This window comes from Aliiroseovarius sp. (genome assembly GCF_030148435.1).
Classification (GTDB): Bacteria; Pseudomonadota; Alphaproteobacteria; order Rhodobacterales; family Rhodobacteraceae; genus JASBTN01.
The window spans coordinates 1-10,993 of record NZ_JASBTN010000005.1; the positions used below are offsets into that span (position 1 = coordinate 1).

The 10,993-nt window shown below is 62.2% G+C and carries 9 protein-coding genes, 1 tRNA gene and 1 pseudogene; 10 read left to right on the forward strand and 1 reads right to left on the reverse strand.

The annotated features are described in order from the left end of the window. Positions 1-81: hypothetical protein (locus tag Q1V43_RS01430; RefSeq protein ID WP_170347671.1), on the forward strand; the 81-nt coding region annotated here is incomplete at its 5' end. A 342-nt stretch (positions 82-423) separates the two neighbouring features. Here the strand turns inward: Q1V43_RS01430 and Q1V43_RS01435 are convergent. Next, a complete protein-coding gene (locus tag Q1V43_RS01435) occupies positions 424-1,257 on the reverse strand; it encodes a hypothetical protein (protein ID WP_300513192.1) in 834 nt (277 codons plus the stop codon). Between the two features lie 105 nt (positions 1,258-1,362). Here Q1V43_RS01435 and Q1V43_RS01440 point away from each other — a divergent pair. From Q1V43_RS01440 to Q1V43_RS01480, 9 genes and pseudogenes are all read left to right on the forward strand, one after another. Beyond that, positions 1,363-1,438 (forward strand) — tRNA-Trp (locus tag Q1V43_RS01440). Positions 1,439-1,688: 250 nt separating this feature from the next. Further along, positions 1,689-1,877 carry a preprotein translocase subunit SecE gene (gene secE / locus Q1V43_RS01445; RefSeq protein ID WP_300513194.1) on the forward strand — a complete coding sequence of 63 codons (189 nt, stop codon included), beginning with the start codon at positions 1,689-1,691 and terminating at the stop codon, positions 1,875-1,877. A 193-nt stretch (positions 1,878-2,070) separates the two neighbouring features. After that, the gene (gene nusG / locus Q1V43_RS01450) at positions 2,071-2,604 is read left to right on the forward strand and encodes a transcription termination/antitermination protein NusG (RefSeq protein ID WP_300513195.1); all 534 of its coding nucleotides are present in this window, start codon (positions 2,071-2,073) and stop codon (positions 2,602-2,604) included. Between the two features lie 273 nt (positions 2,605-2,877). Continuing rightward, positions 2,878-3,303, forward strand: coding sequence for a 50S ribosomal protein L11 (gene rplK, locus Q1V43_RS01455; protein WP_300513196.1), 426 nt, complete (start codon positions 2,878-2,880; stop codon positions 3,301-3,303). 1 nt (position 3,304) lies between these two features. Further along, a complete protein-coding gene (gene rplA, locus Q1V43_RS01460; protein WP_300513197.1) occupies positions 3,305-4,003 on the forward strand; it encodes a 50S ribosomal protein L1 in 699 nt (232 codons plus the stop codon). A 521-nt stretch (positions 4,004-4,524) separates the two neighbouring features. Beyond that, positions 4,525-5,037: a 50S ribosomal protein L10 gene (gene rplJ, locus Q1V43_RS01465; protein ID WP_300513198.1), complete on the forward strand. Its 513-nt coding sequence runs from the start codon at positions 4,525-4,527 to the stop codon at positions 5,035-5,037. A 71-nt stretch (positions 5,038-5,108) separates the two neighbouring features. Further along, the gene (rplL, locus tag Q1V43_RS01470; RefSeq protein ID WP_271052927.1) at positions 5,109-5,483 is read left to right on the forward strand and encodes a 50S ribosomal protein L7/L12; all 375 of its coding nucleotides are present in this window, start codon (positions 5,109-5,111) and stop codon (positions 5,481-5,483) included. Between the two features lie 259 nt (positions 5,484-5,742). After that, on the forward strand, positions 5,743-9,879 hold the full coding sequence (gene rpoB / locus Q1V43_RS01475) for a DNA-directed RNA polymerase subunit beta (protein WP_300513199.1): 4,137 nt from the start codon (positions 5,743-5,745) through the stop codon (positions 9,877-9,879). A gap of 50 nt (positions 9,880-9,929) precedes the next feature. Then, a pseudogene (locus Q1V43_RS01480) lies at positions 9,930-10,993 on the forward strand (DNA-directed RNA polymerase subunit beta'); the annotation flags it as partial.

The window sequence follows — 10,993 nt, forward strand, 5'->3', positions numbered from 1 at the left end:
ATGGAAGAGAAGCTGCGCTTCGCCATCCGCGAAGGCGGCCGCACCGTCGGTTCGGGCGTCGTGTCGAAGATCATCGAGTAAGGACGGGGCTTGGGCGCAAGCCCAAACCCGGCCAGTGGTGACAGGGGCCTTTGCCTGCAAGGGCTCCCGGAAACCACCCCGGTGAAGACTACGAGAAAGGCCGCCTTCGGGCGGCCTTTTTTGTTCGACTTCGATGATCCCCAGACGCGCATCAAGCACGTGCCGAAGGTCCCCCGGAGGGTGCTTCTTCAATGTCGCAGTTCTTTACCTGCATGCTGGATGGCGCCGACCAGTTTCTTCAAATCACCGCCGTGAAATGCCCATCCGGGACCGGGCATCGCTTTATCCGCGCGTTGCCCTCGTGAGCCCAGGAGCGTGGTCAGGACTCTGCGCGTGGAGGCCCTATCCAGGCGCCCGCATGCGGAACGCCGCCTCGCAGTCGGGATTGGCTTTCATCGCCTTGATCGATTGCGCCAACCGGTGGCCGTAGCCCAAGGCGCGGCCTCGGCGCCGGGCACGGCGCAGGGTCTCCAGTCGGGCGGCGGGTGTCATCTCGGCCACCTGACCAGCCAAAAGCGCTGCGCTGTCCACCGGCCGGGTGTTCAGGAACACCACCGTGTCATTCGGGACAAAGGCGACCGGGGTGAACCAGTCCGCCATTGCCTCCATCTGGACTGCGATCCAAGGGGTGCGCCAATGCAGATAGTCCTGCTGGATCACCAGCGACCGGCCCGGGATCAGGGAGGGAAAGAACGTGGCGGCCATGCGGTCCATCAACGGAATTTTCTTCGACGCATCCATGACCAGGAGCTCGATCGGGCCGCCGTCCCAGCTCTGCTTTTCGATCCGGCCGGGATGCAGCGTGACCTGGTCCCGCCACGGGGCCAGCAACGCGTGCGCCAGCGGAAGGATATCCGTGCCCTCGAAGGGCGCGATGCCCGCCGGGTACAGCATGGTTTCCTTCAGGCCTTCCGAGCAGCCGAATCGGTCATAGGCATGCAGATGGGCCGTGCGACCCGCGGCGACCAGACCGGCGGCCAGACGGGCGGTGGAGCCGCCGACGAAACTGCCCAGCTCGACCACCTCGCCCAGATCCCGCATCCAATGCCCGGTCAACCAGGCGTAAAGCGCCTGTTCCTCGGCCGCGAGCATGGTGGGCACGGTTTCGGTCGCCTCGATCCCGTCAATCCGGGCGCTGTTCCACGGTGCTTGGGCGAACTCGGCAATGTCACGCATGGTCAATCGGTTCCAGCTTCGAAAATTGTGTAAAACCTATCTGTCAAACCTTGAGAAAGCCACTTGAAAACCCCGCGCGCATGCCGTAATCGGAAGCCCGGCCTTAGGGGTATAGCTCAGTTGGTAGAGCGACGGTCTCCAAAACCGTAGGTCGCGGGTTCGAACCCTGCTGCCCCTGCCATTTTCCTCCCGGACAGAAATCACCGCACCCGGACGGGTGCTTTGTGCGTTTCATTCCCCGCCGTTCCTCCTTCAAATATTCCAGATCCCGCCACGGCGCCCCATCGTGCAACCTCCTGTCCTGACCTCTCTCTTTGCCCTGCCATTGTGCGTTCGGGGCGTCAGGTCAAACGGCATCGTGACACACGCGGGCTTGAAAGGCGCGCGTGCTTCGCGTATCTGACCGTCTGATCCTTCAAGGAAGCAAGAACATGGCTATGACGAACCCTTTCCAATTCATCCAGCAGGTGCGCGCCGAAGTGTCGAAGGTCATATGGCCGACCCGTCGCGAAGTGCTGCTGACCACCGGCATGGTCTTTGTCATGGCCGCACTGACCGCGCTGTTCTTCTCGCTGGTGGATCTGTTGATCCGCACCGGCCTGGGCTTGATCATCGGCTGAGACCGCCGCCCGGCCCCTTGAATTCGGGGCATATCGGGGGTAATGCGGGCACAACCTTCCCGATTGGCGTGCGGCGATTCGAGCTGCGCGCCGGTTTTTTGTTTCGGGAAGCTGTGAGTGATCGGCGGGAGACCCCGCCTGAAATGACAATGAATTCGGCGGCAAGCCCGCCAGGCAGACAGGACAACGGCAGATGGCGAAACGGTGGTATTCGGTAAGCGTTCTCTCGAACTTCGAGAAGAAGATTGCCGAACAGATCAAGGTATCGGTCGTGGAAAAGGGTCTCGAGGATGAGATCGACGAGGTCCTGGTGCCGACCGAAGAGGTGATCGAGATTCGCCGCGGCAAGAAGGTCCCGACCGAACGCCGCTTCATGCCCGGTTACGTGCTGGTGCACATGGAGATGTCGGACGAAGGCTATCACCTGATCAACTCGATCAACCGCGTCACCGGTTTCCTGGGCCCGCAGGGTCGCCCGATGCCGATGCGTGACGCCGAGGTGAACGCGATCCTGAACCGCGTCGAGGAAGGCGTCGAAGCGCCGCGCACCCTGATCAGCTTCGAAGTGGGCGAGAAGGTCAGCGTGACCGACGGAGCCTTCGAAGGGTTCGACGGGCTGGTCGAGGAAGTGGACGAAGACGGTCAGCGCCTGAAAGTGGCCGTGTCGATCTTCGGCCGCGAAACCCCGGTCGAGCTGGACTACACCCAAGTCACCAAGCAGGGCTGATCGGGCAGGCCACCCCGGCACAGGGGCGACAGACAGAAAAAGGCGCGGGGCGCGGCCCTTGCGCCTTTTCTTTTGCGGTGGCTTTGCTGCGGCACGGCCCCGCGGTGGGGCCTTACGCCTTGCAAACAGGCCGCGGGTGGTATATCGCGCGGCATCGCCGCTTCATTGCGGTGAATCATCGTGGGAGGCGAGGGGTTCGCGAACTCCGACCCCGACCACGCAACCGAAAGGCAAAGGGACGCGTCCCGGCGCCGTTGTTTAAGGAGATACCAGATGGCCAAGAAGGTCGCTGGCACCATGAAGCTGCAGGTTCCTGCAGGTCAAGCCAACCCCTCCCCGCCCGTCGGTCCGGCCCTCGGTCAGCGCGGCATCAACATCATGGAATTCTGCAAGGCGTTCAACGCCAAGACGCAGGAACTGGAAGCCGGTGCGCCGTGCCCCACCGTGATCACCTATTACCAGGACAAGTCCTTCACCATGGACATCAAGACGCCGCCGGCGTCTTACTACTTGCGTAAGGCTGCGGGCCTGAAATCGGGCGCCAACCTGCCCGGTCGTGAGGTCGTGGGTCACGTGACCGCCGCTCAGGTGAAAGAGATCGCCGAAGCGAAGATGAAAGATCTGAACGCGAACGACATTGACGCCGCGATGCTGATCATCCTGGGCTCCGCCCGCTCCATGGGCATTGAGGTGAAGTAAGATGGCGAAACTCGGAAAACGCACCAAAGCCGCCCGCGAAGCCGTTGCCGGCAAGGAAAACCTGTCGGTCGAAGAGGCCGTGGCCCTGGTCAAGGCCAACGCCACCGCCAAGTTCGACGAAACCATCGAGATCGCGCTGAACCTGGGCGTCGACACCCGTCACGCCGACCAGATGGTCCGTGGCGTCATCGGCCTGCCGAACGGCACCGGCAAGACCATGCGCGTCGCCGTGTTTGCCCGTGGCCCGAAGGCTGAAGAAGCCCAGGCCGCCGGTGCCGACATCGTCGGTGCCGAAGACCTGATGGAGCAGATCCAGGGCGGCAACATCAATTTCGACCGCTGCATCGCCACCCCGGACATGATGCCGGTCGTCGGCCGTCTGGGCAAGATCCTGGGCCCGCGCAACCTGATGCCGAACCCGAAAGTGGGCACCGTCACCATGGACGTGAAAGCCGCTGTCGAAGCCGCCAAGGGCGGTGAGGTTCAGTTCAAGGCCGAAAAAGGCGGTGTCGTGCACGCCGGCGTCGGCAAAGCCTCGTTCGACGAAGCCAAGCTGGTCGAGAACGTTCGCGCCTTTGTCAGCGCGGTGCAGAAGGCCAAGCCGACCGGTGCCAAGGGTGCTTACATGCAGAAAATCGCTCTGAGCTCGACCATGGGTCCGGGCGTCACCCTGGACATCGACAACGCGACGGGCAACTGAGGGCGAACGCGCAAGCGTTCTGTCCAGCCGGGAAAGCGTCCGCTTGCGGGCGCGTCCGGAACCCGAAGCGAGAAATGCGAAGGGCGGGGCCGGTGGCCTCGCCCTTTTGCCTTCCCTCCGCTGCCGCGAAAGTGGCGGGATGGCATGCTGCGCTGCCCGGGAGTGGCTTTGTCCAGGTGGAAAACTGTGCTATGCTCGATGCAACGCCCGTGCCGTTCAGGAAATCTTCATCCTTTCGGCCCGGCCCCCGGAAATGGGGGTTGGAAATCGCGCAAAATGTCACTAGATACGCTCTTGCAAGCCAGCGTGCGATTCGTCGTGCGCTGTTTTGCGTTTCGTCCTAGACGGTGGGTGGCGCCAATCCAGGTTCCATAATTCCTGCCCGAGACGGGAACGACATTCTCGCCGGGGTTCCGACCTCGGGTGATTTTGGCGATGCCCCGTAAACGGACTTCATGCCGGGCCTGGCCCGGTGAAAAAGAGCCGGGGGGTCGCAAGCCTCCCATACTTGGAGTGAAACTGTGGATAGAGCCCAGAAAGAAAAAGTGGTCGAGGAACTCGGCCAGATCTTCGAAAGCTCTGGCGTCGTGGTGGTTGCCCACTACGCGGGTATGACAGTTGCCGAAATGCAGGACCTGCGGTCGCAAATGCGCGAAGCTGGCGGGTCGGTGCGTGTTGCCAAGAACAGGCTCGCCAAGATCGCCCTCGAGGGGAAACCGGTCGCTTCGATCGCTGACCTGCTCACGGGCATGACCGTACTCGCTTATTCCGAAGACCCCGTGGCAGCTGCCAAGGTGGTCGACAAGTACGCCAAGGACAACGACAAGCTCGAAGTCCTCGGTGGTGCTATGGGCGATACGGCTCTGGATCCGGCCGGTGTCAAAGCTGTCGCCGCCATGCCGTCGCGTGAGGAGCTCATTGCTTCGATCGTTGGCTGCATCGGTGCGCCTGCTTCGAACATTGCCGGCGCCATTGGCGCACCTGCTTCGAACATCGCATCCATCCTCGAGACCATCGAGGAAAAGGCTGCCTGAGCAAACTGAAATACCGGCGTAGGGAAAGCTCCCACACGTTGGAACACATCAAACTGAACGGAAACAGTACAATGGCTGATCTGAAGAAACTTGCCGAAGAGATCGTGGGTCTGACCCTGCTCGAAGCTCAAGAACTGAAAACCATCCTGAAGGATGAATATGGCATCGAGCCCGCTGCTGGCGGTGCCGTCGTCATGGCTGCCGGTGGCGACGCCGGTGGTGCCGCTGAAGAAGAAAAGACCGAATTCGACGTCGTTCTGAAGAACGCCGGCGCTTCGAAGATCAACGTGATCAAAGAAGTTCGCGGTCTGACCGGTCTGGGCCTGAAAGAAGCCAAAGAGCTGGTCGAAGCTGGTGGCAAGATCAAAGAAGGCGTGGACAAAGCCGAAGCCGAAGACGTCAAAGCCAAGCTGGAAGCAGCTGGCGCCGAAGTCGAGCTGGCCTAAGCCTCGCGCTTGCGGGCCGCTTGATGGCCCATGTGAACAGGCTGGGCCCGGAGAAATCCGGGTCCAGCCGAACCTGTCTTGGAGAGGGGCTCGCGCCACACCCGCGCGACAAGGGGCCGTTTTCCTGGGAAAGGTTCGCGGACGGGAGGAAACCCTTGGGCAGGTTTCCGGGAATTGGTCCGCACTCCCATCTCGGACGAGACGTCGCCGATGACCCGACGGCTGACGGCTCAGGTGAGACATGAAAGGTAATTACCTTATGGCGCAGACCTATCTTGGCCAGAAACGCTTGCGTAAGTATTACGGCAAAATCCGCGAAGTGCTGGAGATGCCGAACCTGATCGAGGTTCAGAAGAGCTCCTACGACCTCTTCCTGAACTCCGGCGATCAACCCGAGCCGATGGACGGCGAAGGCATCAATGCCGTGTTCCAGTCGGTTTTCCCGATCAAGGACTTCAACGAAACCGCCGTGCTCGAGTTCGTGAAATACGAGCTGGAAACGCCCAAGTTCGACGTCGAGGAATGCCAGCAGCGCGACCTGACCTATTCGGCCCCGCTGAAAGTCACCCTGCGCCTGATCGTGTTCGATATCGACGAGGACACCGGTGCGAAGTCGGTGAAGGACATCAAGGAGCAGGACGTCTTCATGGGTGACATGCCCCTGATGACCCCGAACGGCACTTTCATCGTGAACGGCACCGAGCGCGTGATCGTGTCTCAGATGCACCGTTCTCCCGGCGTGTTCTTCGACCACGACAAGGGCAAGACGCACAGCTCGGGTAAGCTGCTGTTCGCCTGTCGCATCATCCCCTACCGCGGCTCCTGGCTGGACTTCGAGTTCGACGCCAAGGACATCGTATTCGCCCGTATCGACCGTCGCCGCAAGCTGCCCGTGACCACCCTGCTCTATGCGCTGGGTCTGGATCAGGAAGGCATCTGCGACGCCTATTTCGACACCGTCAACTTCAAGCTCAAGAAGAACAAGGGTTGGGTCACAAAGTTCTTCCCCGAGCGCGTGGCGGGCACCCGTCCGGTGCAGGATCTGGTCGACGCCAAGACCGGCGAAGTGATCGCCGAGGCCGGCAAGAAGATCACCCCGCGCGCGGTCAAGAAGCTGCAGGAATCGGGCGATGTCACCAACCTGCTGGTGCCGTTTGACGCGATCGTCGGCCGCTATGTGTCCAAGGACATCATCAACGAGGACAACGGCGCGATCTATGTCGAGGCCGGTGACGAGCTGACGCTGGAATATGACAAGGAAGGCGAACTGATCGGCGGGTCGCTGAAGGAATTGATGGATGCGGGTATCACCGACATCCCGGTTCTGGACATCGACAACGTCAACGTCGGCCCCTACATCCGCAACACCATGGCCGCCGACAAGAACATGGGCCGCGAGACCGCGCTGATGGACATCTATCGCGTGATGCGCCCGGGCGAGCCGCCCACCGTCGAGGCCGCCTCGGCGCTGTTCGACACCCTGTTCTTCGACAGCGAGCGCTACGACCTCTCGGCCGTGGGCCGCGTGAAGATGAACATGCGCCTGGCGCTCGATGCCGAAGACACCCAGCGCACCCTGCGCCGCGAAGACATCATCGCCTGCATCAAGGCGCTGGTGGAACTGCGTGACGGCAAGGGTGACGTGGACGACATCGACCACCTGGGCAACCGCCGGGTACGCTCGGTCGGCGAGCTGATGGAAAACCAGTACCGCGTCGGCCTGCTGCGCATGGAACGTGCGATCAAGGAGCGCATGTCGTCGGTCGAGATCGACACCGTCATGCCGCAGGATCTGATCAACGCGAAACCGGCTGCTGCCGCGGTGCGCGAATTCTTCGGCTCCTCGCAGCTGTCGCAGTTCATGGACCAGACCAACCCGCTGTCGGAAGTCACCCACAAACGCCGCCTCTCGGCGCTTGGCCCGGGTGGCCTGACCCGCGAGCGTGCGGGCTTCGAGGTGCGCGACGTGCACCCGACCCACTACGGCCGCATGTGTCCGATCGAAACGCCGGAAGGTCCGAACATCGGCCTGATCAACTCGCTGGCCACCTTCGCCCGCGTGAACAAGTACGGCTTCATCGAAACCCCCTATCGCAAGGTCGTGGACGGCCAGGTGACGGATGAAGTCAACTACATGTCCGCCACCGAGGAAATGCGTCACACCGTGGCCCAGGCCAACGCGCATCTGGACACCGATGGCAAGTTCGAGAACGAGCTGGTGAACACCCGTCAGTCGGGCGAATACACCATGGCCTCGCGCGACAGCGTCGACCTGATCGACGTGTCGCCGAAACAGCTGGTCTCGGTCGCCGCATCGCTCATTCCGTTCCTGGAAAACGACGACGCCAACCGCGCTCTGATGGGCTCGAACATGCAACGTCAGGCGGTTCCGCTTCTGCGTGCCGAGGCCCCCTTTGTGGGCACCGGTATCGAGGAAAAAGTGGCCATCGACTCCGGCGCGGCCATCCAGGCCAAGCGGGCCGGCGTGATCGACCAGGTGGATGCCACCCGGATCGTTATCCGCGCCACCGAAGACCTGGCCCCGGGCGACCCGGGCGTGGACATCTACCGCCTGCGCAAGTTCCAGCGTTCGAACCAGAACACCTGCATCAACCAGCGTCCGCTGGTGAAAGTGGGTGACAAGGTCGGCAAGGCCGAGGTCATCGCCGACGGTCCTTCGACCGACATGGGCGAACTGGCCCTGGGCAAGAACGTGGTCGTCGCCTTCATGCCCTGGAACGGCTACAACTACGAGGACTCGATCCTGATTTCGGAGCGTATCGCGCGTGACGACGTGTTCACCTCGATCCACATCGAGGAATTCGAAGTCGCCGCCCGTGACACCAAGCTGGGCCCGGAAGAGATCACCCGTGACATTCCGAACGTCGGCGAGGAAGCCCTGCGCAACCTCGACGAGGCCGGTATCGTCTACATCGGTGCCGATGTGGAGCCGGGCGACATTCTGGTCGGCAAGATCACCCCGAAGGGCGAAAGCCCGATGACGCCGGAAGAGAAGCTTCTGCGCGCCATCTTCGGTGAAAAGGCCTCGGATGTGCGCGACACTTCGCTGCGCGTGAAGCCGGGTGACTTCGGCACCGTCGTCGAGGTCCGCGTCTTCAACCGCCACGGCGTCGAAAAGGACGAACGTGCGCTGCAGATCGAGCGCGAAGAGGTCGAAAGCCTCGCCCGCGACCGTGACGACGAGCTGCACATCCTGGAGCGCAACATCTATGCCCGCCTGAAGAGCATGGTGCTGGGCAAGCTCGCCGTCAAAGGCCCGAAAGGCGTCAAGGCGAACTCGGAAATCACCGAGGAGCTGCTGGAAAGCCTGTCGCGCGGTCAGTGGTGGCAGCTGGCACTGGAGGACGAGGACGACGCGAAGATCGTCGAGGCCCTGCACGAGCAGTTCGAGGCGCAGAAACGTGCCCTGGAACACCGGTTCGAGGACAAGGTCGAGAAGGTCCGTCGTGGCGACGACCTGCCGCCGGGCGTGATGAAGATGGTCAAGGTCTTCGTCGCGGTGAAGCGCAAGCTGCAGCCGGGCGACAAGATGGCCGGCCGTCACGGCAACAAGGGTGTCATCTCGAAGGTCGTGCCGATGGAAGACATGCCGTTCCTGCAGGACGGTACCCCGGTCGACTTCTGCCTGAACCCGCTGGGCGTGCCCTCGCGCATGAACGTCGGACAGATCCTCGAAACCCACATGGGTTGGGCTGCGCGCGGCCTGGGTCTGAACATCGACGAGGCGCTGGGTGAATACCGTCGCTCCGGCGACCTGACCCCGGTGCGTGAAGCGATGCAACTGGCCTATGGCGAGGATGTCTACCAGGAAGGCCTGGCCGGCATGGACGAGGACGACCTGGTCGAGGCGGCGGGCAACGTGACCCGCGGCGTGCCGATCGCCACCCCGGTCTTCGACGGTGCGAAAGAGGCCGACGTGAACGACGCCCTGTCGCGCGCCGGTTTCGACACCTCGGGTCAATCGGTGCTGTTCGACGGCCGTTCGGGTGAGCAGTTTGCCCGCCCCGTCACCGTCGGCGTCAAGTACCTCTTGAAACTGCACCACCTGGTGGACGACAAGATCCACGCCCGTTCGACCGGCCCGTACTCGCTCGTTACCCAGCAGCCGCTGGGCGGCAAGGCGCAGTTCGGTGGTCAGCGCTTCGGCGAGATGGAGGTCTGGGCCCTGGAAGCCTACGGTGCCGCCTACACGCTGCAGGAAATGCTGACCGTGAAGTCGGATGACGTGGCTGGCCGGACCAAGGTCTATGAGTCGATCGTCAAGGGCGAGGACAACTTCGAAGCGGGCGTGCCCGAGAGCTTCAACGTGCTCGTGAAAGAAGTCCGTGGCCTCGGCCTCAACATGGAACTCCTGGATGCGGAGGGCGAGGAGTAAGGCGCCCGCCTTACCCTCCCCACCCCTTCCTCTGACGTAAGGAACGCAAAATGAACCAGGAACTGACGACCAACCCGTTCAACCCGCTGACCCCGCCGAAAGTCTTTGACGAGATCAAGGTGTCGCTGGCCAGCCCGGAACGAATCCTTAGCTGGTCCTATGGCGAGATCAAAAAGCCCGAGACCATCAACTACCGGACCTTCAAGCCCGAGCGTGACGGTCTGTTCTGTGCCCGTATCTTTGGCCCGATCAAGGATTACGAATGCCTGTGTGGCAAATACAAGCGCATGAAATATCGCGGCGTCGTCTGCGAGAAATGCGGCGTGGAAGTCACGCTGCAGAAAGTGCGCCGCGAACGCATGGGCCACATTGAACTGGCCGCGCCGGTGGCGCATATCTGGTTCCTCAAGTCGCTGCCCTCGCGCATCGGCCTGATGCTGGACATGACCCTGCGCGATCTGGAACGCATCCTGTACTTTGAAAACTACGTGGTGATCGAGCCGGGCCTGACCGACCTCACCTACGGTCAGTTGATGACCGAAGAAGAGTACATGGACGCCCAGGACACTTTCGGCATGGACGCCTTCACGGCGAACATCGGTGCCGAGGCGATCCGCGAGATGCTCTCGACCATCGACCTGGAGGCCGAAGCCGAACAGCTGCGCGCCGACCTGGCCGAGGCCACCGGTGAACTGAAGCCGAAGAAGATCATCAAGCGTCTGAAAATCGTCGAGTCGTTCATCGAATCGGGCAACCGCCCCGAATGGATGATCCTGACCGTGATCCCGGTCATCCCGCCCGAGCTGCGCCCGCTGGTGCCGCTGGACGGTGGCCGTTTCGCGACCTCGGACCTGAACGACCTCTATCGTCGCGTGATCAACCGGAACAACCGCCTGAAGCGCCTGATCGAACTGCGCGCGCCCGACATCATCGTGCGCAACGAAAAGCGCATGCTGCAGGAATCGGTCGATGCGCTCTTCGACAACGGCCGCCGGGGCCGCGTGATCACCGGCGCCAACAAGCGTCCGCTGAAATCGCTGTCGGACATGCTGAAAGGCAAGCAGGGCCGCTTCCGTCAGAACCTTCTGGGCAAGCGCGTCGATTTCTCGGGCCG

Excerpts from the sequence above, each read along its gene's own strand:
- Q1V43_RS01435 (WP_300513192.1), bottom strand. The coding sequence starts at position 1,257 with ATGCGTGACATTGCCGAGTTCGCCCAAGCACCGTGGAACAGCGCCCGG.
- secE (WP_300513194.1), top strand. The coding sequence starts at position 1,689 with ATGGCTATGACGAACCCTTTCCAATTCATCCAGCAGGTGCGCGCCGAA.
- nusG (WP_300513195.1), top strand. The coding sequence starts at position 2,071 with ATGGCGAAACGGTGGTATTCGGTAAGCGTTCTCTCGAACTTCGAGAAG.
- rplK (WP_300513196.1), top strand. The coding sequence starts at position 2,878 with ATGGCCAAGAAGGTCGCTGGCACCATGAAGCTGCAGGTTCCTGCAGGT.
- rplA (WP_300513197.1), top strand. The coding sequence starts at position 3,305 with ATGGCGAAACTCGGAAAACGCACCAAAGCCGCCCGCGAAGCCGTTGCC.
- rplL (WP_271052927.1), top strand. The coding sequence starts at position 5,109 with ATGGCTGATCTGAAGAAACTTGCCGAAGAGATCGTGGGTCTGACCCTG.
- rpoB (WP_300513199.1), top strand. The coding sequence starts at position 5,743 with ATGGCGCAGACCTATCTTGGCCAGAAACGCTTGCGTAAGTATTACGGC.